This is a genomic window from Actinomadura rupiterrae, from assembly GCF_024172125.1.
Classification (GTDB): domain Bacteria; phylum Actinomycetota; class Actinomycetes; order Streptosporangiales; family Streptosporangiaceae; genus Spirillospora; species Spirillospora rupiterrae.
This window is the reverse complement of record NZ_JAMZEA010000004.1, coordinates 550,814-577,260: the sequence shown is the minus strand read 5'-3', so window position 1 is coordinate 577,260 and position 26,447 is coordinate 550,814. Positions and strand designations below refer to the sequence as shown.

Sequence of the window (26,447 nt, the reverse complement as noted above, 5' to 3'; positions counted from 1 at the left end):
GGTGGTACGTCTCGCTCGACGGCTACAACGCGGCGGCGGACGGCGGCCAGCCCTGAGCGAGCCGGTTCGGGCGGCGCTCGGCGGGGTTCAGTTCCAGGTCAGGAAGCGGTAGTGCAGGCCGGTCGACGACTCCTGCCAGGGGCCGATCGAGTCGGGGGCGCGTCCGATCTCGGGGGCATACGTGTCGCCCTCGAAAGGCTCGCGGATCTCGGTGACCTCGATCCGGTCGGCGAGCGGGAGTGCCGCCTGGTACACGGCGGCGCCGCCCATCACCCACACGTCGTCCCCGGACGCCGCGTCCAGCGCTTGCTCCAGGTCGGGGAAGGTTTCGGCGCCGTCCTGCGGGGTGCGGGACAGCACGAGGTTGCGCCGGCCCGGCAGCGGACGGAAGCGCGGCGGCAGCGACTCCCAGGTGCGGCGGCCCATGAGGACGGTCGCGCCCGTGGTCAGATCGCGGAAACGCTTCATGTCCTCGGGCAGGTGCCACGGCAGCGCGCCGTCGCGGCCGATCACGCCGCCTGCCGCCTGCGCCCAGATCAGCCCGATCACACTGCCACCGGGGCCTTGATGCCGGGGTGCGGGTCGTAGCCGTCCACCGTGAAGTGCTCGTAGGTGTAGTCGAACAGGGTGTCGGCGGGCTTGAGGCTCAGCGTCGGGAACGGGCGCGCGTCGCGTTCGAGCTGCGTGCGCACCTGCTCCACGTGGTTGTCGTAGATGTGGCAGTCGCCGCCCGTCCAGACGAAGTCGCCGGCGCGCAGGCCCACCTGCTCGGCGATCATGTGGGTCAGCAGGGCGTAGCTGGCGATGTTGAACGGGACGCCGAGGAACAGGTCCGCGCTGCGCTGGTACAGCTGGCAGGACAGCTCGCCGTCCGCGACGTAGAACTGGAAGAACGCGTGGCAGGGCGGCAGCGCCATCTGCGGGATGTCCGCGACGTTCCACGCGGACACGATGATCCGTCGCGAGTCGGGATTCTCGCGCAGCGTCCGCAGAACGTCGCTGATCTGGTCGATGTGCCCGCCGTCGGGGGTGGGCCACGACCGCCACTGGACGCCGTAGACCGGGCCGAGATCACCGTCCGGGGCGGCCCACTCGTCCCAGATCGTGACGCCGTTCTCCTGCAGCCACCGGACGTTCGCGTCGCCGCGCAGGAACCACAGCAGCTCGTACGCGATCGAGCGGAAGTGGACCTTCTTCGTCGTGATCAGCGGGAACCCCTCGGACAGCCGGTAGCGCAGCTGGTGCCCGAAGATCGACCGCGTCCCGGTTCCGGTGCGGTCCTCCTTGCGGGCGCCGGTGTCGAGGACGAGGCGGAGCAGGTCTTCGTACTGCGTATCGGCCATGCGACAAGTCTAGGAGTGGACGGGGACATCCTGGCCGGATGGGGATCGCGAGCCCCCGAATGTGAGCCGCATCCCGTCCGGAGGGCTTGTCCTTGTCCTTGTCCTTGTCCGGACGGGATGCGGGTGGGTGATCGCCGCCTTAGCTCGGCTGCTGCCCGGGCGCGTCGGTGATCGCGATCTTGAGCTGGACGAACATGTCGAGGACCGTCCCGTCCGGAACGCCCGGACCCACGGACGGCGTCACGTTCGCGTTCGGCGTCTGCGCCGGCCCGCCTGGGCGCGAGGGCGGGGTCGTCTGCCCCGGACGTGACGGCGGCGTGGTCTGGCGCGAAGGCGGTGTCGTGTGACTCTCAGGCTTGGACGGAGGGGTCGTCTGGCCGGGGGTTTGCGGGCGTCCGGGGGGCGTGTGCGGACGTCCGGGCGTCGTGTTCGGGTGTCCGGGCGTCGTGTTGAGGCTTCCCGGGGTCGGCGGGAGCCGGTCGCCGTGGTCGACGAGGCGGCGTTCGCCGAGGTAGCGGTAGGTCTTCGCGTCGAAGACGACCTCGACGCGGCGTCCGTTCCAGGTATGCCCGACCGCGATGCCCTTGCGTCCGGCCAGGTCGGCGACGCCGCGCGAAACGGTCACGCCGGGGATCGTCGCGGCGGCCTTGAACAGGACGGTCAGCGCGCTCGGCCGGACGTACCGGGCCCGGAGCGTGTCGGCCAGCGTCAAGAAGGCCTGGACGTCGGACGGGTTCTGGCCGCGCGAGTTGCGGTACAGCCAGGCGCGCATCCCCTTCACGTCGGACGGGAGGCCGGTGAGGATCGCGGGCGGGTTGTGGCAGCCCTTGGGCGGGTCAGCGAGATCCACCTTCGGCTGGTGCCCGGCGGCCTTGGCCTCGGCGGCGCGCCGCTCGTAATCGGCCGAGCCGTTGCACAGCCAGACCTCGCCGAGGGGGTCCTTGCCGCCCGTCACATTGGCGACGCTCGCGTGCTTGCCGTCGATGGACGCCCAGTCGGTGCGGTTCGTCCGCTCTGGTTGCTTCGCGCCGATGTCCAGGTGGAGCGAGCGGGACTCGACGTAGAGGTACTGGTTGCCGCGCGGGTTCAGGTCCGGCCCGTCCGCGGCGGCCTTGGACGCGCGGTCGAGAACCTCGGTCGCGGCGACCGGCGCGAGCGTCGGGCTCTTCTCCCCGGACGGCGCGACCACGGCGACCGCCGCGACTGCGACACCCGCTGCGGCCGTGGCGGCGGCCCCGCCGAAAATCCACCGCTGCGACGCGGTGCGCCTCTGCGTCTGCCGGGTCTCGCGCAGCAGTTGCGTGCGGACGGCGTCCTGGTCGATGAGATCCCGCCGCGCCGGAGGCATCAGGTCGTTCATCGGCTCTCCTCCTGGATGTAGGCGTTCACATGACGGCGGACGGCCGCCGGCGGACCTTGGGAAACGTGCCGGGCCGACATGCCGGCCTGCTCGCCGGGCGCGGGAGGTCGGGTCCTCGGCGTGCCGAGCGTCGCGTTCGACGCGACCTCCGGCGTGCGCGGTGCGCCGGTCGGCAAAGCAGCGCCGGCATCTCGTTGCGGTGCGCTGCCAGGGCGGCCAGGGGACGTTGCCTTGGGGGTGCGCCCGGACGGCTTTCCGGCATCGCGTCCGGACGATGCTGCTTCGGCGCGACGCGTGGGCGCTGATTGCGGATGGCCTCCGAGCGCTGTCCCGGAAGCCCGGGGGTGCGCCGGCTCCGGCTCGGGCTTGGGCTCAGGCTCGGCGGCTCGTCCGGAATTCGGCTGGGCGGCGGGAAGCGTGTCCGGGGTCAGGTCGCGGAGGCGGGCGCGGGCTCGGCTCAGGCGGGAGCGGACGGTTCCGGGCGCGATGCCGAGGGCCTCGGCGATCTGGCTGTGGTCGAGTTCCTCCCAGACGCTCAGGACGAGCACCTCGCGGTCGCGGCGGGGGAGTTTCCGGACGGCCTCAAGGACCCGGCGCATCCGCTGCTCGGCGTCCAGTCGCGCGGCCACCTCGTCCGCGTCGTCCGGATGGGGGACGGGTTTGGGCATCCGGGACAGCGCGTTCCGATGCCGGCGCATGCTGCGCCGCTGGTTGTGCAGGACGTTCGTCGCGACCCCGTACAACCAGGGCAGCAGCGAACCGGATCTGGGCTGGACGCGGCCGCGCTGCCGCCAGGTCTCCAGGAAGACGACCGACGTGGCGTCCTGCGCCTCCGACCAGCTCGCGGTCTGCCGGAAGCAGAAGTTGTAGACCGTGCGCGCGTGCCGGTCGAAGAGCGCCCCGAAGGCCTGCTCGTCGCCGTCACGCGCGCGATGCCACAGCTCGTCGTCCGTGGGGGTTTGCGGGTTCATGCCCGCTTGATGTCCGCTCACCCGCGCGCGTTCCCGACTCGATCAGGACTCGGCGAGCTCGACCAGCGCGGCGAGGACGTCCGGGAAGTCGCCGGTGATCTCCGGACCCATCGCCGGACCGACCTGGTCGGCGAGCGGGCCGGTGATTTCGGTCCGGTAGGTGATGCGAGTGCGGCCGTCCGGAAGCGGGGTCAGCCGGTGGTAGGTCGTCACGACGAAGTCCCCGCCGTCCGCCTCGTCGACGAACAGCTCTCCGGGCACGATCTCGGTGATCCGCAGCTTGACCTTGTCGCCCTCGGGCGGGGTCATCGTGAACGTGGTGCCGACCGCGAACGGGTCGTCCACCTCGATCGTCACGATGCCCTCGTTCCAGCGCGGCCAGTTCTCCATGTCGGTCCAGTGCCGCCACAGCTCCTCGCGGGACGCGGTGGTCTCGACCGAATACTCGTACTCCCACATGGTCCGTCCTCCTCAATTTGATCTGCGCGTAGATTATCTATGTGCCGATCGCCTGTCCAGCAGGTCGTTCCAGGAGGTTCCCTGGCCGAGACGACGAACCATCAAGGCCGCCGGGCGCCGAAGCGATTGGCGGCGCCTACGGGACGGAGTACCGGACGGCCAGCGCGGCGACGGTTTCGGACATCCGCGCACGGAGTTCGGGCGGCCCGATGACCTCGGCTTCGGCGCCGAGCCGCAGCAGATCCAGAACGGCCTGGTCGACCGACTCGACAGGGATGGTGACCTCGACCCAGCCGTCTTCCTCCGCCGCCGTCCGTGCCGTCGCCTGGGCCGCGCGGACGGCCGCGCCGTCCAGGAATTCATGCAGCTGAGACAGGACATCCTGGGACAGTCGCAGGTGCGCGGACATCCGGAGGCGGCGCTCGTCGAAGGTCGCGAGGCTGGCGTCCCAGTGCGCGACGAGATCGAAGCCCGCCGGACGCTCGAAACGGTCGTCCGTAACGTCCAACTCCAGGATGCGCGAGACCCGGTAGGTGCGGACGCGATCACCCGTCCTGCCAACGAGGTACCAGTGCCCGCCCTTGAGGACCAGCCCCAGCGGATCGACCTCGCGCGTAAGCTCCCGCGGCCTCTCCCACCGCAGGTAACGCAGCCGGACGCGCCGGTCGTTCCAGACGGCATCCGCAACGTTGGCCAGGTAGGGCGTGCTGTCGGGGTCGCGATACCAGCCCGGCGCGTCCAGGTGGAACCGCTCGCTCACCCGCTCGGCGCGGTCGCGCAACTCGTCCGGCAGGGCCGACATCAGCTTGAGCTGCGCCGCCGTGACGATCGCCCCGAGCCCCAGCTCCGCCGCCGGTCCCGGAAGCCCGGTCAGGAACAGCGACTCGGCCTCGTTTTCGGTCAGCCCGTTCAGCCGCGTCCGGAACCCGTCGAGCAGCCGGTATCCGCCGTCATGCCCCGGTTCCCCGTACAGCGGTACACCCGCCGCGCCGAGCGCCTCGACGTCCCGGTAAATCGTCCGGACCGAAACCTCCAGCGCCTCGGCAAGCTCCCGAGCCGTCACCCGCCCCCGCGTCTGGAGCATCAGCAGGATCGACACCAACCGCCCCGCACGCATGCCCCGAATTCTCCCCGACTCCACTGACAGAAGGTGTCAGTGGACCCGTCCTACCGTCCGCCGCATGGACATCGACTTCGAGAAGAACCAGCTCGTCGCCCGCTACGTCGCCGTCTGGAACGAACCCGACCCCGCCCGCCGCCGCGAGGCCATCGCCTCCCTCTGGGCCGAAGACGCCGTCGAACTCGTCGAAGAAGCCACCTTCACCGGCCTGACCGAATTGGAAGCCCGCATCGCCGAGGCCCACCAGCAGTTCGTCCAGACCGGCGGCTACACCGTCGACCACGCGAACGACGCCGTCAGCCACCACGACGCCGTCACCTTCACCATCCGCCTCACCCAAGACACCCAAACCGCCTGGGCCGCCCGAGTAGTCCTCCTAGTAGGCGAAGACGACCTAATCCGCCACGACTACCAATTCACCACCCACCCCTTCACCCCCTAACCCCCCACCCGCAAGCCACTCGCCCTCACACCCACCCGAACCCAAACGGCCCGCGCCCAAAAGCCACGCGCCCAAACTCCCCCACGCGCCCTCCACCCCCCAAGCGCCAAACTGCAAGCACCCGCGCCACACGCCGACGCACCCCACCGCACCCATCTCACGCACATCCAGCCCGCCCCCACGCCCACACACCCGCCAACCGCCCGCTGCGCGCAGAGCGCCCGCTGCGCGCAGAGCGCCCGCTGCGCGCAGAGCGCCCGCTGCGCGCAGAGCGCCGCTGGGGACTGTAGAAATTTCGGTGTAACTCCTGAGGTGTAGGAGACACCTGTGACGAACGTGAGCAAGCCGGTTGATGGCGGTGAGTCCGCTGGTGAGGTGCCTTCGGCTGTGGCTGGGCAGGTTGCTGATCTGGTGGCGCAGTTGCAGGCGCAGGGTCTGCCGGTGTCGGGTGAGGGTGGGTTGCTGCAGCAGCTGACCAAGCTGGTGCTGGAGTCTTCGCTTGAGGGCGAGCTGGACGCTCATCTGGGCTATGCCAAAAACGATGCCGCTGGTCGCGGCAGTGGGAACTCCCGGAACGGGAAGCGGTCCAAGACGGTGCTGACCGAGGCGGGTCCGGTCCAGATCGAGGTGCCGCGGGACCGGGACGCCTCGTTCGAGCCGCAGATCGTGCGGAAGCGGCAGCGGCGGTTGGACGGGATCGACGGCATGGTGTTGTCGCTCAGCGCGAAGGGGCTCACGACGGGTGAGATCTCGGCGCATCTGGCCGAGGTGTATGGCGCGTCGGTGTCGAAGGACACCATCTCGGCGATCACCGACCGGGTGCTGGAGGGCATGGCCGAGTGGCAGTCGCGTCCGCTGGACGAGGTGTATCCGGTGGTGTTCATCGACGCGTTGCGGGTGAAGATCCGGGACGGCCAGGTCGCCAACCGCCCCATCTACCTCGCCCTGGGCGTCACGGTCGACGGGCAGCGCGACTTCCTCGGGCTGTGGGCCGGTGAGCACGGTGACGGTGAGGGCGCCAAGTACTGGCTGCGTGTCCTCACCGAGTTGAAGAACCGCGGTGTCAAGGACGTCCTGATGCTGGTCTGTGATGGGCTGAAGGGGCTGCCTGACTCGGTTGCTGCGGTCTGGCCGCAGACCGTGGTGCAGACCTGCGTGGTTCATCTGCTGCGCAACAGCTTCGCCTATGCCGGCAGGCAGGACTGGTCGAAACTCGCCAAGGATCTCAAGCCCGTCTACACCGCCCCGACCGAGGCCGCGGCGTTCGACCGGTTCGCCGAGTTCTCCGAGAAGTGGGAGCGCAAGTATCCCGCGATCGTCAGGTTGTGGACCAACGCCTGGGCCGAGTTCGTGCCATTCCTGGCCTTCGACGTCGAGATCCGCAAGGTCATCGCCACCACGAACGCGATCGAGTCCATCAACGCCCGGCTCCGCCGGGCCGTGAGCGCCCGCGGCCACTTCCCGACCGAGCAGGCCGCGATGAAATGCCTCTACATGGCGCTCATGGGACTGGACCCCACCGGCAAAGGCCGTGGCGCCTGGGTCCGCCGCTGGAAGCCGGCCCTCAACGCCTTCGACATCCACTTCGACGGCCGCCTGACCAGGAACAACTAACCCATCCAAGATCGACTTACACCGAAAAATTGACAGTCCCCTAAAGATCCTTTTGGAGCTTGTAACTCGAGGTGTGTAAAGATGATCTTGTGGTGGGTCTGGTTGTGTTTACCGGATGCGGCCCGGGTAGGCCTGGGCGAGTTCGTTGAGTGCTTCGGGCCAGCCGTAGGTTTTGGTGCCCTCGACGAGTCGGGCGGGTTGGAAGGGATGCTTGTCGCCGTTGGCTCGTTTGGCGGCGCGTTCGCGGGCGCGTTTGTCCTCGATGTTGACGATGGCCAGCCACAGCAGTTTGACGACTGCGTCGTCGGTCGGGAAGTGGCCGCGGGCCTTGGTGACCTTGCGGAGTTGGTAGTTCAGTGACTCGATGCTGTTGGTGGTGTAGAGCAATCGGCGGACTGCGGGTGTGAAGGCCAGGAACGGGGTGACCTGTTCCCAGGCCGTCTCCCACACTTTCACCGCCTGCGGGTAGCGTTTTCCCAGCTCGCTGGTGGCCAGGGTGGCCAGGGCGTCGAACGCGGCGTCGGCGTCGACGGCGGTGTAGACCTTCTTCAGTTCGGCCGCGACCGCGGCGCGGTCCTTGCGTGGGACCGGCCGCAGTGCGTTGCGGATCAGGTGGACCACGCAGGTCTGGACGGTGGCGTGGGGGAAGGCCGCGGTGATGGCGTCCTCGAACCCGCCCAGCCCGTCGCAGCAGGCGATCAGGATGTCGGTGACTCCACGGTTGCGCAGGTCGGTGACGACACCGCGCCAGAACCCGGCGCCTTCTCCGACCGGGCCGTCGGCGGCCTTGGGCACCCAGATGCCCAGCACGTGCTTGTCGCCGTCGGTGTCGATCCCGACTGCCAGGTACGCCGGCTTGTTGTGCACGACGTGGTTGTCGCGGACTTTCACCACGATCGCGTCCAGGAACACCACGGCATAGACGGGGTCGAGCGGGCGGCGCTGCCAGGACTTGACCTCCTCCATCACCTGCTCGGTGATCCGGGAGACGGTCTCGGGACTGAGCCGGGTCCCATACACCTGGTCGAGGTGGTGGACGATGTCACGGACCGTCATGCCGTGCGCGTACAGGCTGATGACCATGTCGTCCAGGCCGCCGGAGACGCGCCCGGCGCGTTTGGGCACCAGCATCGGCTCGAAGCTGCCGGCCCGGTCCCGCGGCACCGCCACCTGAACCGGCCCGACCCCGGTCTGCACCGTCTTGCGGATCTTCCCGTTCCGGGCGTTGCCCGCCACCGCGCCCGCGCCCTGCACATGCCGGTCATAGCCCAGATGCGCGGTCAGCTCGGCCTCCAACGCCCGCTCCAGGACGGCCTTGACCAGATCACCCAGCATCGAGCCCTCACCGGTCAGCCGCAGCCCGCCGTCCTGGTCCCGGGACCTGGCCAGCAACTCATCCAGCAGCCGATCGTCCATCAGCTCCCGGATCGGACGACGCACCGTTTCCTGCTCGGACTCACCCACCTCCAACACGGTAGCCGGAAGATCACTTACGGTGGTCGAGGTGGTGCCGTCGACACCATCGATCACAGACATCACGTGTGGTTCTCCCCCCGAAGAACGTGGGCGCTTCGCCCACTGATCACTTGCTCCCCAACAAGATCACTTTCCACACCTAGAGAGATACCTCCGCACGCAGGGCGCACGCTGCGCGCAGGCCGACGGTGAGCATCTACGCGTGTGGACGAGCCGCACGCGAGTGCGCGCGGGCAGACGGTGTGCGCGGGCCGGACGGTGTGCATCCACATGTGTGGACGAGCCGAACGCGAGTGTGCGCAGGCTGGCGGTGCGTGGGGGCGGGCTGGCGGCGCGTGCAGGCTGGCGGTGCGTGCAGGCTGGCGCTGCACGCGGGCCGACGGTGTGCATCCACGCGTGTGGACGAGCCGAACGCGAGTGCGCGCGGGCAGACGGCGTGCGCGGGCCGGACGGTGTGCATCCACATGTGTGGACGAGCCGGACGCGAGTGTGTGCGGGCCGGAGGCGGTCTACGCACGCGTGCAGGCCGCACGCGTGGTTCGTTGTCCGCGCACGCCGACCTCCCGCGGACCGGCCTGCATGCCCGCGCTAGATACCCGCCAGGCCCGGTGCGTCCCTGCACAGCGGTAAGCGTGTGCAGGGGGACGCGTGCATCAAGCGTGTGGTCGGCCCGATGGCGTGGGCACGCGTGCTTTGTATGTGCACGCCGACCTCACGGGGCGAGCTATACGCTCCCGCAGACGCCCGCGTGGCCCGCGCATGTATGCAGGCTTGACGCATGCGTGCCGACCCGACGCCTGTATCCATCCTGTGCAGGTCGGTGGCGTGTGTGCACGCATGTGGGCGGGCCGGACATCTGAAGGCATAGCGCTCGCCGTTCGCGTACGCCGACCCTGCGCGGGGCGGGTTGTATGCGCGCACGAGAACCCGCGTGGCCCGCGCGCTTGTGCGGGCCACGCGCGTGTGCAGCATGTGTGCGGGGCCGGATACCTGCAACCGGCCGCCGCACGCAGGCCGACGGTGTGCGCGGGCCGGACGCTGCGCAGGCCGGACGGTGTGCGCAGGCCGAGGGTGTGCGCGGGACGGAGGCGGTCCACGCATGCGTGCAGGCCGCACGCGTGGGTTTGCTGTTCGCGCACGCCGACCTCCTGCGGACGACCTGCATGCCCGCGCTAGATGCCTGCCTGGCTCGACGTGCCCCTACATGGCGGTAAACGTGTGCAGGGGGACGCGTGCATCAAGCGTGTGGTCGGGCCGATGGCGTGGGCACGCGTGCGTTGTTTGTGTGCGCCTACCTCGCGGCGTGAGCTACATGCGCTCCTGCAGATGCCCGCGTGGCCCACGCGTGTAGGCAGGCTTGACGCAGGCGTGCCGACCCGACGCCTGTATCCATCCTGTGCAGGTCGGTGGTGTGTGCACGCATGTGGACGCGCCGGACGCGTGTAGACGTAGCGTTCATCGTTCGCGTACGCCGACCATGCGCGGGGCGTGGGGTATGCGCGCACGCAAACCCTTGTGGCCCGCGAGTTTGTGCGGGCCACACGCGTGTGCAGTTGGTGTGCAGAGCTGGACACCTGCATCCAAGCTTGCACGCAGGCCGCTGCCGGGTATCCACGTGGGTGCGCCGGCAGGCGCGTGCGTGTGCATGGGGCGCCGTCCGCGTACGCCGAACTCACGGGGTGGAGCGTGCGCGGGCACGCGGATGCCCTGTGTGCAGGGCGGATGCGTGTGCGTTGGCGGGGTGGGAGGGTACGCGCGCGTTCGACGGCCCGCGCTCGGACGGCCCTTGGAAACGTGCCTCGCGCGTGTGTGGGTGCGTTGGTGTGGACGTGCGTCAGGACCGCCGCGGGGTGCGGCGGTCCGGGGGCTTGGGTGGCGGGCTTGGTTGTCCGAACGGGACTCGTGGCTTGGGGCTCGTCGGACGCTGTTCGAGTACGCCGAGGTCGCGCGAGCGGGCGGTGTGCGGGCACGCGGATGCCGTGTGTGCAGGGCGGGCGCGGTGTTGCGCGTTGGCGGGGTTGGAGGTGTGCGCGCCTTCGGACGGCCTTTGGGAAACGTGCCTCGCGCGTGTGTGGGTGCGTTGGTGTGGACGTGTGTCAGGACCGCCGCGGGGTGCGGCGGTCCTGGGTTTTGAGGGGCGGGGTTGGTTGTCTGAACGGGACTCGTGGCTTTGGGCTGGTCGGGCGCTTGTTGGTGAGCGCGGCGGTGTTGGGCTCGCGTCGGAATTCAGGGGATGAGGACGAGTTTGCCGCGGACGCCTCCGGCCTCAAGGCGGGCGTGAGCAGCGGCGGCTTCGGTGAGAGGGAACTCCTCGCCGACGGTCGTGGTGAGGACGCCCTCCGATGCCAGACGGGCCAGCTCACGAAGGCGATCGGTCTCGAACTGGGCGGCGACCACCTGCGGCTTGATGCCGCGCGCCTCGGTGAACGGACCGCCCGGAACCCAGAACTCGGGGACGACGGTTACGTAGCGCCCGTTATCGCGAACGGAATCGAAGGCGGCCTGGGCGCGCTCGCCCCCGACCGTGTCGAGAGCCGCGTCCACAGGGCCCTCGCCGTTCGCGACGACGGTGATCCCCCGGTGCTTCGCAATTTGGACGGTCAGCGATCCGACCGCACCGCGCGGGCCGTTCACCAGCAGCGTCGCGCCGGGCGCTAGGTCGAGAGCGGACAGCGCCTCGATCGCGGTCAGGCCCGCGAGGGGAAGCGCGGCGGCCTGCGCGACGTCCATCCCTTCTGGCGCAAGGGCGAGCAAGCGGGTCGGAAGCGTGACGAACTCGGCGTACGCCCCGATCTGTGTGTTCTTGTGCTCCGTGATCGCGATGACCTTCGTCCCGGACGGCCAGTCCGCATTGCCGACCTCCACGGTTCCGGCCAGGTCGTATCCAGGGACGAGGGGCAGGCGCGGCTCGTCCGCCCAGGGGTAGCGCCCCTCACGCATCCCCAGGTCCGCGGGGTTCACGGCCACGGCGTCCACCTTGACCACGACCTCGTCCGGGCCGGGCTCGGGAACGGTCAGTCGGACGGGCTTCAGGTTCTCGGACGGTCCGAAACTCGCAACCGCCATCGCTAGCGTCTCCATGCCGCAGACGTTACGAGCGCCCGCTCTCGTTGTCGTTAACCCAGGTTTATTACGCCCAAGACGGATCGGCGGCAGCTCCACCGGCCTCCACGCCCCGTCCTACCAAGTGCCCGACGAACCCGCGCCGCCGACGTCCACGTGGCCCGAGTTCACGTTGCACAGGGCAGGCCCGGCCGGACACCCGCACGTCGCCTGAGTCCACGTTGTATCGGACGAGCTGGCGCTGCCGACGTCTGGACTCCGTCCTGCCAGGTGCAAGCCATGCGGCACGGGCCAGACGTGCGCCTTCGGTTTCGGCGCTGCGACATGTCTGTTGGCTGAGTGTCCGGACGCGCGCTGTTGCTAAGCGGCGTTCATCGCCATGCGGGAGCGGATACGGCTCAGCGCCACCGGGGTCACGCCGACGAAGGACGCGATCTGCTTCTGTGTCAACCGTCCCGCGAGATGTGGATAACCGCTCAGGAAGTCGCGGTACCTCGTCTCCGCGTCGTCCATGAGCAGCGCACGCTGCCGCTCGTCCTGCTGCAGGTACAGGCGGTTTGTGAGCTTCGCCAGCGCCCGTCCCCACGCCGGATGCCCGGCACAGAGGTCGTCGAATGCCTCCCGGGACGCGACCAGCAACCGGGAATCCTCCAGCGCCTCGGCAGTCGCGTGCGTCGGCGAATTGCGCAGAACGGCGCCATACGCGCAGACCAGCTCGTCCTCGGCGCGGAAGGCGAGCACGCGCTCTCGCCCGTCCGCCGCCCCGTACCAGAGCGCGAACAGCCCATGCGTCACAAAGGCGACCTTGTCAGCGGGCTCCCCAGCCCGGAACAGCAGCTCACCGCGCTGCAGCTGCACCGGCCGGAACACCGGCCGCGTCTTCGGCAACTCACTCCGCGGGATATCGGCCAGCCGGATCAGATACCGATCAAGCGCCTCGTGCTCGTCCACCCACGGCCTCCCCACGAGAGACAAAGCCCTCTTCCACGGACTCGACCCTCACCCGATCCTATGCGCCGCATCCCGCCCATGCTGGGCGAAGCCCCCCGCTTCCATCCCGCTCGGACGAAGCCGCATGCTCACGCCAACCAGCCGTCCATCAAGCCAGACAACACCAGCCCCAAACCACCACCCAAACCACCAGACAGACAGCAGCCAACTGTGGCTCTCTAGCGGACGCGCCCCCCCGGGACGCGCCCCCGGGACGCGCCCCCGGACGCGCCCCCCTGCGGACGCGCGCGCTGCGGACGCCCCGCGGCGGACGCGCGCCCCGGACACGGGGCCGGACGCGTGGGCCCGGGCGCACCAGTCGATCGCGTGGCCCGGACGCGCCGCTGGCCGCGCCAGCGGATGCGCTGGCGGGACATTCCGATGGACGGTGGACGTGGGAACCGGAGCACCCGCGGACCCGCGCCGATGTTCATGGGGTGGCGCGCTCAGGTGTACGGCTTCTCCTCGATCCGGCCCTGCTAAAGCACTGCGCAACAGTCCACGAGACATCCTGATGACGAGGCCGATGAGTTTGGGCTGGCCGCGCGGTCTGCTTCAGCAGAGACGAGAGGAAACCACATATGGAAACCGTCACCTCTGCGGACGGAACGGTCATCGCCTATGACAAGGTCGGGGACGGGCCTGCGCTCATCGTCAGCGTCGGCGCATTCTGCGACCGCAAGACGTTCGTCGCGCCGCCCGAACTCAGCCAGCGCTTCACCGTGATCACCTACGACCGCCGTGGCCGGGGGGATAGCGGCGACACCCAGCCGTTCGCACCCGAGCGGGAGTACGAGGACCTTGCCGCCGTCGCGGCGGCGAGCAGTTCTGAGGCGCCGTTCGTGTTCGGCCACTCGTCCGGCGCGGCCATCGCACTCCGCGCCGCCGCGGCCGGGATGTCGGTGGCGGGCCTCGTCGCCTACGAAGCGCCCTTCGCCACCGCGGACACGCCGCAGCCGGACGTCGATCCGGCCGAACATATCCGGATGCTCGTCGCGTCCGACCGCCGAGGCGAGGCCGTGTCCTTCTGGATGTCGGACGTCACCGGGCTACCCGAAGAGGTGCTCGCGCAGATGGACGGCGCCCCCTGGGTGAAGGCCCTGGAGCCCGTCGCCCACACACTTCCCTACGACCTGGCCGTCACGGGCGGCGGAGTGCCGGCGGACGAGCTGGGGAAGATCACGGCCCCCGTCCTCGTCCTGGTCGGCGAGGACAGCCCCGCCTGGTTCCAGGACTCCGTCGCCTCCCAGGCCGCCGCCACCCCAGGAGCCCAGCTCTCGACCCTCAAGGGCTTCGGCCACAACGCTCCCCCCGAGGTGATCACCCCCCTCTTGATCGACTTCTTCACCCCCCGCTGACGCAAGCCCGACCAGGCGAAACCACCTCAAACAAGATCGCCCACATCCACCCACCCGCGTCGCCCAACCACCCGCGCAAGACGCCCCACGTGCAAGGCCGCCCCTCCACACGAACATGGCCTCCCGCGTGAACGGAGGCGGCTTCCCGTGCAAGTGCAGGCGCCCGCACAGCGGGGGCTTCCGCTGCTCACGCGGCCTCGCGCAACGTGAGCCTCCGCGCAGGGCGGCCTCTGCGTAGCGCGGGCCGCCGCCCGGATGTGGCCGCCCGCGAGAACGCGGGCATAGAGGAGGCTTTCGCGGCGCTCGGGGCTCAGGGCCACGCGGGCTGCCGCGCGCAAGGCGACCTGCATGCGGGCGCAAGGCGACCTGCATGCGGGAGGTGGCGTCCCGCGCAAGCGCAGCCTCGCGCCCAGAGAGGGCTTTCGCTACGCAGGCGGGCCTCTGCGCAAGGCGGCTCGCCGCGCACTGTGGGCCGCCGCGAGAACGGGGCCCCTCGCGTAAAGGCGGGTGCCCTCGGGCAGAGGGGCTTTCGCCGGGCACGCGCATCCCTCACAGGGCGGGCCACTGCGCAAGGTGGGCCGGCCTTAGAGGTGGCCTCCGTTGCAAATGCGGGCGCCTGGGCCAGAGGAGGTTCGTCGCTGGCGGGTCCCGTGCGACGTGGGCGCCCGTGTAGCGCGGGCTTTCGCGCACGCAGGCCGCCTGTGCAACGAGGGCTCCCGCAGGCGGGATGGCGTGTTGCGTGGGCTTGTGCGTAGCGCTCCCGGGGAGTGACCGGGGTGGGCAGGGGGTGGATTGGGTGCGGGGTCCGGCTGGGGCGGGTTGAGCGGGTGGTTGGTGTTGGGGGGGCGGGCTGATGGGCGGGGAGGCGTGGGCCGAGGGGTTGGTTCTGGGGTGTGGGCGGAGGGCCTGGGGGCTTGTGGGGTGGGGGTTGTGGTGGGGTGGACGGGCGGGAGGCCGTGGGGTGATCTTGGTGGGGGCGAGAAGTTTTACCTGGTTAAAAGCCTGTTTTGTGACGTGAGCATTGCCGGGTGATTGCTAGCTTCGGATGAATGGATGGGGAAGTATTCGAGGAACTCGGCCTGCTCGTCCGCGACATCGGGGACGCGGGCCTGGAGCGGATGTCGGAGACCCCGGGGCTCGCGGCGGCCGTCGACCAGCACGTCGCCGAGGTGCGGGGGATGATCCCCGAGCCGTCCCAGCCCGCCCTCATGAACTACCTGTCGGGGTTCGCCGAGGACGCCTTCCGGCGCGGCTGGTGGCCGGGGAACACCCGCGACTGGGAGTTCGTCCGCATCGTGGCGGTCTGCTGGATGATGCGGGACGCGCCGGTTTCGTAGGTCGCCCGCCCTACGCGTAGGCGCGCCCAGTTCATAAGCTTGGCCTCGACGCACTCCGTTCGACTGGGAGGACACCGGTGTCCGAGGCAAGTACCCCACGCTTTCGCTCTGTCCTTGATCATTTCGTGGCGTACAAGCCGGGGAAGGTCGTGGTCTCGCCCGAGGGCAGGTCCTTCAAGCTCTCGTCGAACGAGTCGCCGCAGGGGCCGCTGCCCTCCGTCCAGGAGGCCATCGAGCAGGCGGCGCGCAACATCAACCGCTACCCGGACAACAACGCGACCGCGCTGGTCGAGGCGATCGCGAACCGGTTCGACGTCACGCCCGACCACATCGCGGTCGGCTGCGGCTCGGTCGGCGTTTCGCAGATGCTCCTTGAGGCCGTCGCCGAACCAGGCGTGGAGGTCGTCTACGCCTGGCGCTCGTTCGAGGCGTACCCGCTGCTCGTGGGCCTGTCCGGCGCGACCGGCGTGAAGGTTCCGCTGGTGGACGAGACGCACGACCTGGACGCGATGGCCGACGCGATCACCGACCGGACGCGCCTGGTCTTCGTCTGCAACCCCAACAACCCGACCGGCACCGTCGTGCGGCGCGCCGAGCTGCTCCGCTTCATCGAGCGCGTGCCCCCGCACGTCCTGATCGTCCTGGACGAGGCGTACCGCGAGTACATCCGCGACGAGGACGTCCCGGACGGCATGGACCTCTTCCGCGAACTGGGCCGCCCGAACCTCGCGATCCTGCGCACCTTCTCCAAGGCGTACGGACTCGCCGGCCTGCGCATCGGCTTCCTCGTGGCGCACCCGGTCGTGGCCGAGGCCATCCGCAAGACCTACCTCCCCTTCAGCGTGAACTCCATCGCGCAGATCGCGGGTGTCGCCTCCCTCGCCGCCACCGACGAACTCCTCGCTCGCGTGGACGAGACCGTCAAGGAACGCCACCGCGTCCGCGACGCCCTCCTCGCCGACGGCTGGACCGTCCCGCACACCGAGGCCAACTTCGTCTGGCTCCGTCTCGGCGACGACACCATCGACTTCTCCAACGCCTGCGACGCCGCCGGCGTAAGCGTCCGCCCCTTCGCAGGCGAAGGCGCCCGCGTCTCGATCGGCTCCCCAGAAGAGAACGACGCCTTCCTCGCCGTCGCCCACGGCTACCCCCACCGCAACTAGGCTGTGTTTACGCAGTCACGGCCCACTGCGCTCGCCTAGCGGCTCGCTCCGTGACCGTGCCTGGGCGAACGCGGCATCGCTTCGCGATCAGCGCGGTGCCGCTCGCCTCCGGCGTCGCGGCACCGCGCTGGTCACGCGTTCGCGCGCGTGGCCGAGGCCACTTCGAAACAGGCCCTAGCCCAAAGCCCCCACCCCCGTCGCAACACCTAACGTCCCACCTAGCCTCCGGCCACGGCCTACGCCGCCCCACCAATGCGGCGTAGGCCGCCCCCTCCACCACGGCATAGGCCGCCCGCGCCTTGCCCGCCATCCACTCGCGTCGTGTCCGCTCGCGTCCGTGTCCGCTCGCGTCCGTGTCCGCTCGCGTCCGTGTCCGCTCGCGTCCGTGTCCACTCGCGTCCGCGTCTTCCGCGTCGCGTCCTAAGCGGAGCGTGGTGCGTACGCGGAGCGTGGTGCGCGGCGTAGGCCATCTGCACCTCGCCCATGAAGGGCTACGGGGGCCGCCTGCCTCGGCCGTGCGCCACGCCGCGTCCTTCGGTGCGCGGCGTAGGCCGCCCCTCGTCCAAGAGGTGCAACGGCCGCCGTCCCCCGCGGCCCCCGTGGCACACGCTCGCGTCCTTCGGCGTGCTGCGCGCGGGGCGCGGCCCAGGCACGCGTGCTTCGTCCGTGAGGCATTACGGCCGCCGCGTGGGCGTCGCATATCTACGCCTGCGTCCTTCGGCGTGTGGCGTGGGCGGCCTGCGTCTCTGGCAAAGAGGCGTGGGCGCTCGCCGTCCGCGTGGCTGCGTCCGCGTCCTTCGGCGTGGGCGTGCCGCATCTCCGTCAAAGAGGCGCAACGGCCGCTGATCGCCCAGCCCCCGACCAAAGTCCGCAGCTGTCTTTGAGGGGAGCCGAGGGCTCGACGGCCGGGGGCGCTCGATGATGACGTGCGCGTTCGTGCCGGAGATCCCGAAGGACGACACGGCGGCGCGGCGAGGACGGTCGGTCGCGGGCCACACGGGGTTGAGGAGCGCAGCAGCTCGACCTGTCCTGCTTCCCTTCGATGTGCGGGGACGGCGAGTCCACGTGCAGGGTCTGGGGGAGCAGGCCGGGCGTGGGGCAAAGCTCCCCCTTGCCGGCGCCCCCTGGAACGGCGCGAACTACGCCGAGGGTCCGACTCCGCCGCGCCCCTTTTGTTGCGCGGTGCGGCGCCCGCTGGTCGGGCTCGCATGCGTCCGCTGGGCGCTGCCGGTGCGTGTTGATTTGCCCGCTTGTGCGTTGGGCGGAGCCCTAGGTGGTTGGACGCGTTGGGGGTGGAGATTGGGCGTGTGGTGGGGGCGGGTTCGGGCTGGCTGGGTGAGGTGGGGGTTGCTTCGTGGCTTCGCCGGCGCTGGCCTGGTTAGGGGTGGTTGGGGAGCTGGAGGTGTGGGTGGTTGTTGGTGGGGTGGGTTTGGGCTTGGTGGTGGGTTTCGGGGTTGGTTTGGTGGTGGTGGGCTTGGGTTTCTTGGTTGGGGACGGCTTGGATGGGGTTGTCGTGGTCGTCTTGTGAGTTGGTGATGTCGGGTGGGGGCGGGTTGGGGAGTGGACGGGTGGGGCGGCCTCCTCGGTGTCCCTTGTCGGGGAGGGCTTGTGTTTGTGGGGTTTCGGGGCGCTGCTCGACGCGGGGGTCGGGGTGAGCTGGAGGAGGGCCGGGACGCCGTGGCGCAGGGGTGTCGGGCCGGTCAGGGCCGCTACACCGGCTCCACCGGCGATCACGAGCACGGCGGTGGCCGCCGCGAGCGCGGTGCGGGTTCGGCTCGGACGGTCCGGGGCGGCGTGGTCGTCCATGCCCTCGGCTCCGGATGAGGGCCGGCGAGGCTTCACCGGCTTTGTCCGAGCGTACGCTCGGGGCGATATGTCGGATAGTGGGCGTGTGTCGTCCGAACGGTCGTCGATCACTTGTCCACCGCCGTCCGCATCGGCTCCATGCCTTTCGGACGCGTGATCTCACACCTCGGATGACGCGGGTGCCGATCCTGCTCATCGGTATCTGGCCTTCCTCTCGCCGGGCATGTGGCCAGCATCGTCCGGCGGCGGACGGCATCGAAACCGAATATCGTTCTGTGGATAACTTCGACGGGCTGCCCTGGGCGGTCCACGGACGGTCACAGTGGATAGCGCTTGGCCAGCGGACGTGCACGGCGTTCGGGGGGCGCTGAGCGTGGCGGGAGGTGGCGCGCGCTCGCGGCGGCGGTGGGGCGCGCTTGGCTCGTGTGGGCGCGTGGTGGCGTGCTTGGTGTGCGCAGGTGGTGGGCAACGCTTTTGGGCCCCTGTGCCTTGGGGAGGCGGAGGCCGGGGGGACGTGCTGTTCGGCATGCGGGGGCATGCGGTTGTTGCCTGGGGCCCTGGCGCGGCGCCAGGGCTTCAGGTTGCGGGCATGAGGGGTGTGCGGCCCACGTCAGGTGGGCCGCACACCCCTCATGTCACGTATTGGCCTTGGGGCCCAGCTTTTCCACGATGAGGCGGTAGAGCTGGCGCGGCCGGCCCGGCTGTGGAGTGCGGTTCGGCGGCAGCGGCCAGGCGAGGCCCTCCTCCACGAGCGTGCGCAGGAGGCGCCGCGCGGTTCGGGGGGTCACGCCCAGCATCTTGCCCGCGTTCTCCGCGTCCACGATGAGGGGCTGCTCCTGGTCGCCGAGCTTCTCGGCCAGGCGGGCCAGGATCTCCAGGCCCTTCGGCTTGGCCTGCGGCTGGGACCGCGGCGGCGTCCGCGGCGCCGGGACGAGCGCACGGCCGTCCCGGTCCAGAGTGAAGCCCTGGGTGCGCTGCGAACTCTGCGAGCGCGCGAGCGCGGCGCGGGCGTGGTTCTCCGCCTCGTGGGCGGTCCGTCCCATCCCGATGCCGACCTCGATCGCCAATCCCAGTTCCTCGCGCACCCGTTCCACGAACGGGGGCGTCCGGAACCCCTCGGTCGACGCGGTCACCGAGCCCCGCGTCGCGATGACCAGGTAGGAGTGGTCGTCCAGCGGCCACACCGACGCGTTCATCCGGTGCGCCTCCTGTAGGAGGACGCGATGGAGGGCGAGTTTCAGCTCGTCCCGCCAGTAGCGCGGTGTGACCCGCCGCGGAGTCTCGCGCAGCGTCGGGACGTCCACCAGGACGACCACGAGCTGCGACTCCTCCAGCCGGTGATGCGCGCCGAGCAGCGCGGCGGTCTGCAGCGAGCTGCGGATCGCCGCCCCGGTCGGGCGCACCCGGATCGTCGGCACCCCGGCCAGTTCCAGCCGTTCGGCCGTGGCGTGGACGCAGGTCATCGCGACCGTCGTCGCCCCGCGCCGCCACAGCCGTTCGTGGAAGGCGGCCAGGGTTCCCGGACCCGCGGCCTCCTCCCGCAGGTGCACCTGGTCCGTGGCCAGGTTGATCTCCGCGTACGCCTCCTCGACCTCCGCGCGCCCGAGCACGTCGATGCTCACGCGCGCGGGGTCGAAGCGTTCGTCCAGGGAGGCGCGCAGGAGCGCCCCCTGAAGCGCCGCACCATTAAGGGGGACGTAGGTGGCGGGCATGGTGAGCACACCCGCCTTGCGGGCGAAGTCGTACGGCACCGGACTGGCGAACAGACATACGTCCACGCCGGATCCGAGCCGGACGACCTTGTCGGCCGCCTCCTGTTCGTCCCTGTAGGCCGCGGCCACCAGCCGGCTAGGTACCGGCGTGGGGCCGTGGCCCATGAGCATGACCCTCTCAACGAGGTCATGCGGACCCACGACACCGATAGTGAGGTCGGGTGCCACCGACCCTGTCCGCGCGGCCGTCATCGGCCGCTCGCTTCCCGTCCAAGCTTTCGACGGGGGCCCTGTCCCGGCCATGCGTTCGCGCACGCTCCGCCCAACGGTTGACTCATGGCTTGTCGCCCCTGCCTTCTGACCCTGCACCGCAGTTCCCGTGCGATTCGTTCCTCAGTGGGCAGATCGGGTCAGGGCGACGCTGCGTGACGCCCAGACGCGAAATCGAATCAAGAGTGCGGCGAAAAAGTAACCTACGCGACCCCCTGGTCAGTAACTTGTCACCATACGGCCAGTCTTGATCCTGCATCTTCGGATGTCCGAAGTGGAAAAACAAGACCCGAAAAGCCCGCAAGGGGCCTCCCTAGACGCTTTCACGTACTGAGGAGACCCCTGCGGCGCTCGTTTGGTTTACACCCGAGCCGAAATTCGCTCGACTCGGCGTCCCGACCTCCGGAAAGTCGCGCGCCGGGCGCGCGTGCCCCGGCCACGGCGGGTCACTGTGATTTTTTGACAACCAGGCCGAAAGTGGCCGGGCCTGTCAGATGGACGAGTCAGGACGCGGGCCGCGCCCGTCCCCCGACGCACCGTCACCCGACACCTCGCCATTGTGATCAAGCGATTGCGTCCCGTGAGTTCTGTCAGTGGCCTGTGTGACCCTTGGGGCGCGGGCGTTGCACGGGCTCAGCGGGACGGCGGGTGCGCGCGGACGAGGGCGGGGGCGCGGACGAGAGCGGGCGCGCGGACGAGGGCGGGGACGAGGGCGCGGGCGCGCCGCGTAACGCGCCGCCTGACCGCGTAACGCGCCGCCCTGACCGCGTCACGCGGCCAGGCGGCGCTTGTCTCGTTCCGGGTCGCTGTAACGCGTCGTCTGCGTGCGCGTGTAACGCCCTGAGACGGGTCAGCCCCGCGCCGTCCTGTAACGGACGAGAGCGGGGCTGAAACGGTCACACGGCGGGAGGTGCGGGCATGCGTAGGCCGCGTCCGGTTGGACGCGGCCTTAGCGGGTGACGCGCGGAAACCCGGCGTCAGGTGGTTTCGCGGGTGATGTCCGCGCCGAGCTGCGAGAGGCGGTCGGCGGTGTGGGCGTGGCCGCGGTCGAGGTAGTAGGCCGAGGTGATGGTGGTCTCGCCCTCGGCGGCGAGGCCCGCGAGGACGAGCGCGGAGCCGCAGCGCAGATCGTGCGCCTCGACCTCGGCGCCGCGCAGCGGGCTGGCGCCGTTCACCTTGGCGCGGTTGCCGTCGACCTCGATCGAGGCGCCCATCTTGGCCAGCTCGCCGACCAGCTTGAAGCGGCCGTCGAAGATGCGCTCGTAGATGTAGGACGGGCCCTCGGCCAGGCAGGACAGCGCCATGATCGGCGACTGGAGGTCGGTGGCGAAGCCGGGGTACTCGTCGGTGATGACGTTGATCGGGCGCAGCGTCCGCTCGCGGCGCACCTGCAGGACGGCGCCCTTCTGGTGGAACTCGACGCCCATCTGCTCCAGCTTGTCGGCGGCGACACCGAGGTGCTCCAGGTTCGCGCCGACCAGGGACAGCTCGCCGCCGGTGATCGCGGCGGCCATCACGAAGACGCCGGCGTCGATACGGTCCGGCATGACGGTGTGCTCGACGGCGGTGAGGCTCTGCACGCCCTCGACGGTGATGAACCCGGTGCCGCCACCGGTGATCTTCGCGCCCATGGCGCGCAGCATCTCGATGTTGTCCAGCACCTCGGGCTCCAGCGCCGCGTTCTTGATCAGCGTGGTGCCGGAGGCCATCGCCGCGGCCATGATGAGGTTCTCGGTGCCGGTGTGCGACGGCGTGTCGCAGTACAGCGTGGCGCCGCGCAGGTCGCCGGCCTTGATGTGGATGACGCCGTCGCCGTTGTCGCCGACCTGCTCGTGGACGGTCGCGCCCATCCGCTTGAAGCCGTTGTAGTGGAAGTCGAGGTTGCGGCTGCCCAGGTTGCAGCCCCCGACGCCCTCGATGACGGCCTCGCCCAGCCGGTGGAGTAGCGCCGGGACGAACAGGAACGAGCCGCGGAACCGGGACGCGATCTCGGCCGGTAGTACCGGGCTGTTCAGCCCCGACGCGTCGATCACCAGCGTCCGCTCGGCCTCGTGCAGCTCGGCCTGGACGCCGAGGGCGCGGGCGAGCTCCACGGCGCGCCGGACGTCCTCGATGATCGGCACGTTGCGCAGCACCGTGCGGCCCTCGCCGGCCATCAGCGAGGCGCCGATCATCGGCAGGACGGCGTTCTTCGCGCCCTGGACGAAGACGGTGCCCTGCAACCGCCGGCCGCCGCGCACGCGGTAGCGGACCTCGTGGCCCATGCTCATGCCGTCTGACTCCTAACTGCGGGTTACGGTGCCTGCCGGACGCGGAGCGGGTCGGTCCGTCCCGTCCGGTCGCCATCGGGGCGAGCGGGACACGAGGTCTCGGGGGAGGTCGTGCCCCCTCGTGGACGCAGCCCCAGTAAACCACCGAGGCGGGTGTGTCGCGTCCGGCTCGCCGTCCGCCGGTGCAGCCTGATCGTTAGACCCCGGATCTCGCACCAAGGTTCACGAAGATCTGCGTAAAGTGATCGTCCATGGACGAGAGCCCCGGATGGAACGCCATCGACGAAGCCCTCCGCCCGATCTACGGAGACGCCGAGCCGAGGCACTGGGGCACGATCCTCAACTACCGCCTCGGCGGTCCGGACCCGCTCGACGGCGTGAGCGCCTACCCGCGCGACGGCCACTGGCACTACGTCTCGTACGGGATGTCCGAACTGTACGAGAAGGAGTCCGACAACCCGGACGAGTCGGGCTGGGGCTTCGAGTTCACCTTCCGCCTCGCCCGCCCGGACGCCGCGGTCGCCGAAAGCGGCGAAGACGGCGAAAGCGGTGAAGGCGGCGAAAGCGGCGCGGACGGCGAGGACGAGCCGCCGGTCTGGCCGGTCAACCTGATGCAGAACCTCGCCCGGTACGTCTACTCGTCCGGCAACTGGTTCGCGCCCGGCCACCACATGAACGCGAACGGCCCGCTCGCCCTCGACCGCGAGGAGTGCACGCTCACCGCGCTCATGTTCGCCGAGGACCCCGAGCTCGGCACCATCGACACCCCCAACGGGCGGCTCCAGTTCCTGCAGCTCGTTGGCCTCACGCCGGACGAGTACGAGGCCGCCCGCACGTGGAACTCGGCGTCCCTGACCGAACTGTTCGCGTCCCGCCTGCCGCTGCTGGTCTCGGACATCACCCGGCCCTCCCTGCTGGACGACCCGGAGATCGCCGAGGCCGTCCGCGCCGGATCGGAAGCGGACGGTTCGAGCAGCGGCGCCCTGTTCGTCCCCGAGATCGGCTGGTCGCGGGACGGCGCCGAGACCCGGCTGCGGATCGGCGCGCTCCAGGCCGACGGCCTCGCCAAGACCATCCCCGGACGCCTCGGACACGGCCGCGGCGTGCTGCTCCAGGGCGACGACTCCGACGTCCTGCTCGTCCCGGAGGACGGCGGCGCGCTCACGGTCGACGAGGTGGACGGCTCGAACCTCAAGCTCGGCATCCCGGTCGCCGCGCTGGACGGCCTGATCGAGACGCTCCGCCCCGAGGCGGGCGTCCGCCCGGTTCCGGGCCTCCCCGAACTGGTCATCGAGGTCGTCCAGACCGTCATCCGCGACCGTGACGGCAACCCGACCGACCAGGTCATCGGCTGAATCTGACACGTCCACGTACTGTCTGTGCCCGTTACAGGCGTGATCGTGCGCGACTCGCGTGGATCAGCGCGCCCGTGAGACGGCTTATGTCCGGAGTTATGTCGGTTCGACGGGCCCCGCCGGTTCGACGGTCCCCGCCGACTCGACGATCTCCGCCGGTTCGAGGATCTCCACCGGGTCGCCTACACGGAGCGTGCCCAACGTCCGGGGCACGGCGTTCTGGCCGAAGATGATGCCGCCGTCCACGTTGCGGTAGGCCGCGAGCGTGCGCAGCGGTTCGCGGCTCCGGACGGCGGTCGCCTGGTCGGTCGTGGTGATGACGCAACGCGTGCAGGGCTTCACGAGCTCGATCACCGTCGAGCCGATGCGCAGCAGCCGGACCGCGTCCTCGCCGTAGGCGCCCAGGCCCTCCAGGACGATGCTCGGACGGAAGCGGTTCATCGGGAGCGGCTCGTTCAGCCTCGTGTTGAGGTCGGCGAGCGACTCCGCGGAGATGACCAGCAGCGGGTAGCCGTCGGCGTAGGCGACCTCGCCGCCGCCGCGGCTCGTCGGACGCCGCCCGGTGAAGCGCACCAGGCGGCATCCGGCGAACGGCCCGCGCCGCTCCGCATCCGGAGCGGACTCCAGGAACCGGGTGAACCACGCGGCGGCGGCGTCCCCCTGGTCCACGCCCTGGCACGGCTTCCGGTGGACGGTCACGTCCACGACCGGCCCGTCCGCCAAAGCCTTGTGCTCCAGCGGCTCAAAACCTGCCGCGACGTCTGCTTCGACGCCCGGTGCGGAGACCGTCAGGAGTTCGCCGTCGAAGTGGGGACGCAGCAGTGCCAGCCGCGCGTGCTCCCGCTGGGACAGGTGCCGCCCCTCGGGCGTGACCAGCATGAACTCCCGGTCGTGGAGCAGCCCGGTCGGGGTCAGCTCCGCGCTGGTCAGCGCCGTCCCGCCACCGCTCTTCAAGGGGTGGACGTTCAGTTCGGCCAGCACGGCGTCCATTCCGCGTCCTCCGTTACTTGAGGGCTTCGAGGCGCTCGAACATCGGGGCGAGGCGCTCGACGAACCGCTCGGGACGGCACACCTCGTCCAGCCGCGCCTCGTCCAGCGCGAGCCCGGCCGCCGCGGCGTGCGCCCGCAGCGTCTCGCGGAACGGGACGCCCGTCTGCCAGGTCTCCATCGCGGCCTTCTGGACGAGCGGGTACGCCTCGTCGTCCCGCGACATGCCCGCTTCGACCAGTTCCAGCAGGACGGTCGAGGTGTAGATCAGGCCGCCGGTCGAGTCGAGGTTGGCGCGCATCCGGTCGGCGTCCACCACCAGGCCGGACATCAGCCGGTTGGTGAGGTTCAGCATGTAGTCGAGCGCGGTCGCGGCGTCCGGCAGCGCGATCCGCTCGGTCGAGGAGTGCGAGATGTCGCGCTCGTGCCAGAGCGGAATGCCCTCCATCACCGGGACGACCTGGGCCCGGACGATCCGCGCCATGCCCGCGAGCCGCTCCGACATGATCGGGTTCTTCTTGTGCGGCATCGCGGAGGAGCCCTTCTGGCCCTTCCCGAACGGCTCCCACAGCTCGCGCACCTCGGTGCGCTGCCCGTGCCGGACCTCCAGCGCGATGGCCTCCAGCACGGTCGCCATGATCGCGAGCGCGGACGTCCACTCGGAGATGCCGTCGCGGATGACGACCTGCGTGGACACGTCCGCCGGCTGGAGTCCCAGCTTCGCCGCGACCGAGCGCTCGATCGCCGGGTCGATGTTGGAGTAGGTGCCGACCGCGCCGGAGATCGCCATGACGCCGACGGCCTCGCGGGCGCGGCGCAGCCGGTCCCGGGAGCGGGCCGCGGCGAACGCGAAGTCGGCGACGCGGTGGCCCCAGACGTCCGGTTCGCCGTGGATGCCGTGCGTGCGGCCGACGCGCAGGGTGTCCCGGTGCGCGAGGGCGTGGTCGCGCAGCGTCGCGACGAGCGTGTCGGCCTTCGCGAGCAGGATGTCGGTGGCCTCGACGAGCTGGAGCGCGAGCGCGGTGTCCAGCAGGTCGGACGAGGTCATGCCGAAGTGGACGTACCGGGCCGCCTCGCGCGGCTCGGTGTTGTCGGCCCACGCGGACAGGAAGGCGATCACGTCGTGCTGGGTGACCGCCTCGATCTCGTGCACGGCCTCGGGCGTCGGCGGGGCCGCGTTCCGGATCGGCTCCACCACCTCCGCCGGGATCGTGCCGGCCTCGGCGTGCGCCTCGACCACGAGGGTCTCGACCCTGCACCAGAGCTCGTACTTGTGCGCGTCGCTCCAGACGCGCCCCATCTCGGGGAGGGTGTAGCGTTCGATCACCCTGCCATTCTGGCAGCTCCCGGC

At 70.2% G+C, this 26,447-nt stretch carries 19 protein-coding genes; 6 read left to right on the top strand and 13 right to left on the bottom strand.

All coding sequences use genetic code 11. The annotated features are described in order from the left end of the window. Positions 1 to 87: 87 nt before the first annotated feature. The 6 genes from FHU30_RS15580 to FHU30_RS15555 form a co-directional block, all read right to left on the bottom strand. Positions 88 to 549: a dihydrofolate reductase gene (locus FHU30_RS15580; protein WP_253876390.1), complete on the bottom strand. Its 462-nt coding sequence runs from the start codon at positions 547 to 549 to the stop codon at positions 88 to 90. Then, positions 546 to 1,343 carry a thymidylate synthase gene (locus tag FHU30_RS15575; RefSeq protein ID WP_253876388.1) on the bottom strand — a complete coding sequence of 266 codons (798 nt, stop codon included), beginning with the start codon at positions 1,341 to 1,343 and terminating at the stop codon, positions 546 to 548. Before FHU30_RS15575 ends, FHU30_RS15580 begins: the two co-directional genes overlap by 4 nt. 139 nt (positions 1,344 to 1,482) lie before the next feature. Further along, positions 1,483 to 2,703: a CU044_5270 family protein gene (locus tag FHU30_RS15570; protein ID WP_253876387.1), complete on the bottom strand. Its 1,221-nt coding sequence runs from the start codon at positions 2,701 to 2,703 to the stop codon at positions 1,483 to 1,485. Further along, on the bottom strand, positions 2,700 to 3,674 hold the full coding sequence (locus FHU30_RS15565) for a sigma-70 family RNA polymerase sigma factor (protein ID WP_253876386.1): 975 nt from the start codon (positions 3,672 to 3,674) through the stop codon (positions 2,700 to 2,702). Before FHU30_RS15565 ends, FHU30_RS15570 begins: the two co-directional genes overlap by 4 nt. A 42-nt stretch (positions 3,675 to 3,716) precedes the next feature. Then, entirely contained in the window at positions 3,717 to 4,133 is a 417-nt protein-coding gene (locus FHU30_RS15560; protein WP_253876385.1) for an SRPBCC family protein, read from the bottom strand. Positions 4,134 to 4,269: 136 nt separating this feature from the next. Then, complete coding sequence (locus FHU30_RS15555) at positions 4,270 to 5,250, bottom strand: helix-turn-helix transcriptional regulator (RefSeq protein WP_253876384.1); 981 nt, start codon at positions 5,248 to 5,250, stop codon at positions 4,270 to 4,272. Between the two features lie 64 nt (positions 5,251 to 5,314). Here FHU30_RS15555 and FHU30_RS15550 point away from each other — a divergent pair, with 64 nt between their 5' ends. After that, the gene (locus FHU30_RS15550; RefSeq protein WP_253876383.1) at positions 5,315 to 5,695 is read left to right on the top strand and encodes a nuclear transport factor 2 family protein; all 381 of its coding nucleotides are present in this window, start codon (positions 5,315 to 5,317) and stop codon (positions 5,693 to 5,695) included. Between the two features lie 375 nt (positions 5,696 to 6,070). Beyond that, positions 6,071 to 7,309: an IS256 family transposase gene (locus FHU30_RS15545; protein ID WP_372503872.1), complete on the top strand. Its 1,239-nt coding sequence runs from the start codon at positions 6,071 to 6,073 to the stop codon at positions 7,307 to 7,309. Between the two features lie 108 nt (positions 7,310 to 7,417). Here FHU30_RS15545 and FHU30_RS15540 read toward each other — a convergent pair whose 3' ends face one another. The 3 genes from FHU30_RS15540 to FHU30_RS15530 all read right to left on the bottom strand — a co-directional run bounded on the left by FHU30_RS15540 (position 7,418) and on the right by FHU30_RS15530 (position 12,799). Beyond that, positions 7,418 to 8,725, bottom strand: coding sequence for an IS256 family transposase (locus FHU30_RS15540; RefSeq protein WP_372503903.1), 1,308 nt, complete (start codon positions 8,723 to 8,725; stop codon positions 7,418 to 7,420). Between the two features lie 2,286 nt (positions 8,726 to 11,011). Next, complete coding sequence (locus FHU30_RS15535) at positions 11,012 to 11,866, bottom strand: NADP-dependent oxidoreductase (protein WP_253876381.1); 855 nt, start codon at positions 11,864 to 11,866, stop codon at positions 11,012 to 11,014. 342 nt (positions 11,867 to 12,208) lie between these two features. Continuing rightward, positions 12,209 to 12,799, bottom strand: a complete 591-nt coding sequence (locus tag FHU30_RS15530; protein WP_253876379.1) for a Crp/Fnr family transcriptional regulator — start codon at positions 12,797 to 12,799, stop codon at positions 12,209 to 12,211. 620 nt (positions 12,800 to 13,419) lie between these two features. Between FHU30_RS15530 and FHU30_RS15525 the strand changes: the two genes are divergently transcribed. The 3 genes from FHU30_RS15525 to hisC all read left to right on the top strand — a co-directional run bounded on the left by FHU30_RS15525 (position 13,420) and on the right by hisC (position 16,696). After that, complete coding sequence (locus FHU30_RS15525; RefSeq protein WP_253876377.1) at positions 13,420 to 14,196, top strand: alpha/beta fold hydrolase; 777 nt, start codon at positions 13,420 to 13,422, stop codon at positions 14,194 to 14,196. A 1,049-nt stretch (positions 14,197 to 15,245) separates the two neighbouring features. Then, entirely contained in the window at positions 15,246 to 15,533 is a 288-nt protein-coding gene (locus tag FHU30_RS15520; RefSeq protein WP_253876375.1) for a DUF6401 family natural product biosynthesis protein, read from the top strand. 77 nt (positions 15,534 to 15,610) lie between these two features. Then, positions 15,611 to 16,696 (top strand): histidinol-phosphate transaminase, encoded by a 1,086-nt coding sequence (hisC, locus tag FHU30_RS15515; RefSeq protein WP_253876373.1) that lies wholly within the window; start codon positions 15,611 to 15,613, stop codon positions 16,694 to 16,696. 2,441 nt (positions 16,697 to 19,137) lie between these two features. Here the strand turns inward: hisC and FHU30_RS15510 are convergent. Both FHU30_RS15510 and murA read right to left on the bottom strand, forming a co-directional pair. After that, the gene (locus tag FHU30_RS15510; RefSeq protein WP_253876371.1) at positions 19,138 to 20,466 is read right to left on the bottom strand and encodes a GTP cyclohydrolase IIa; all 1,329 of its coding nucleotides are present in this window, start codon (positions 20,464 to 20,466) and stop codon (positions 19,138 to 19,140) included. Positions 20,467 to 21,461: 995 nt separating this feature from the next. Then, positions 21,462 to 22,748 carry a UDP-N-acetylglucosamine 1-carboxyvinyltransferase gene (gene murA / locus FHU30_RS15505; protein ID WP_253876849.1) on the bottom strand — a complete coding sequence of 429 codons (1,287 nt, stop codon included), beginning with the start codon at positions 22,746 to 22,748 and terminating at the stop codon, positions 21,462 to 21,464. 257 nt (positions 22,749 to 23,005) lie between these two features. Between murA and FHU30_RS15500 the strand changes: the two genes are divergently transcribed. Next, positions 23,006 to 24,109, top strand: coding sequence for a suppressor of fused domain protein (locus tag FHU30_RS15500; RefSeq protein WP_253876370.1), 1,104 nt, complete (start codon positions 23,006 to 23,008; stop codon positions 24,107 to 24,109). A 96-nt stretch (positions 24,110 to 24,205) separates the two neighbouring features. Here FHU30_RS15500 and FHU30_RS15495 read toward each other — a convergent pair whose 3' ends face one another. Both FHU30_RS15495 and purB read right to left on the bottom strand, forming a co-directional pair. Further along, a complete protein-coding gene (locus FHU30_RS15495; RefSeq protein ID WP_253876369.1) occupies positions 24,206 to 25,099 on the bottom strand; it encodes an MOSC domain-containing protein in 894 nt (297 codons plus the stop codon). A 13-nt stretch (positions 25,100 to 25,112) separates the two neighbouring features. Further along, positions 25,113 to 26,423, bottom strand: a complete 1,311-nt coding sequence (gene purB, locus FHU30_RS15490; protein ID WP_253876368.1) for an adenylosuccinate lyase — start codon at positions 26,421 to 26,423, stop codon at positions 25,113 to 25,115. Between the last annotated feature and the right edge of the window lie 24 nt (positions 26,424 to 26,447).

Excerpts from the sequence above, each read along its gene's own strand:
- FHU30_RS15575 (WP_253876388.1), bottom strand. The coding sequence starts at position 1,343 with ATGGCCGATACGCAGTACGAAGACCTGCTCCGCCTCGTCCTCGACACC.
- FHU30_RS15570 (WP_253876387.1), bottom strand. The coding sequence starts at position 2,703 with ATGAACGACCTGATGCCTCCGGCGCGGCGGGATCTCATCGACCAGGAC.
- FHU30_RS15565 (WP_253876386.1), bottom strand. The coding sequence starts at position 3,674 with ATGAACCCGCAAACCCCCACGGACGACGAGCTGTGGCATCGCGCGCGT.
- FHU30_RS15560 (WP_253876385.1), bottom strand. The coding sequence starts at position 4,133 with ATGTGGGAGTACGAGTATTCGGTCGAGACCACCGCGTCCCGCGAGGAG.
- FHU30_RS15555 (WP_253876384.1), bottom strand. The coding sequence starts at position 5,250 with ATGCGTGCGGGGCGGTTGGTGTCGATCCTGCTGATGCTCCAGACGCGG.
- FHU30_RS15550 (WP_253876383.1), top strand. The coding sequence starts at position 5,315 with ATGGACATCGACTTCGAGAAGAACCAGCTCGTCGCCCGCTACGTCGCC.
- FHU30_RS15540 (WP_372503903.1), bottom strand. The coding sequence starts at position 8,725 with ATGGACGATCGGCTGCTGGATGAGTTGCTGGCCAGGTCCCGGGACCAG.
- FHU30_RS15535 (WP_253876381.1), bottom strand. The coding sequence starts at position 11,866 with ATGGAGACGCTAGCGATGGCGGTTGCGAGTTTCGGACCGTCCGAGAAC.
- FHU30_RS15525 (WP_253876377.1), top strand. The coding sequence starts at position 13,420 with ATGGAAACCGTCACCTCTGCGGACGGAACGGTCATCGCCTATGACAAG.
- FHU30_RS15520 (WP_253876375.1), top strand. The coding sequence starts at position 15,246 with ATGGATGGGGAAGTATTCGAGGAACTCGGCCTGCTCGTCCGCGACATC.
- FHU30_RS15510 (WP_253876371.1), bottom strand. The coding sequence starts at position 20,466 with ATGACGGCCGCGCGGACAGGGTCGGTGGCACCCGACCTCACTATCGGT.
- murA (WP_253876849.1), bottom strand. The coding sequence starts at position 22,748 with ATGGGCCACGAGGTCCGCTACCGCGTGCGCGGCGGCCGGCGGTTGCAG.
- FHU30_RS15500 (WP_253876370.1), top strand. The coding sequence starts at position 23,006 with ATGGACGAGAGCCCCGGATGGAACGCCATCGACGAAGCCCTCCGCCCG.
- FHU30_RS15495 (WP_253876369.1), bottom strand. The coding sequence starts at position 25,099 with ATGGACGCCGTGCTGGCCGAACTGAACGTCCACCCCTTGAAGAGCGGT.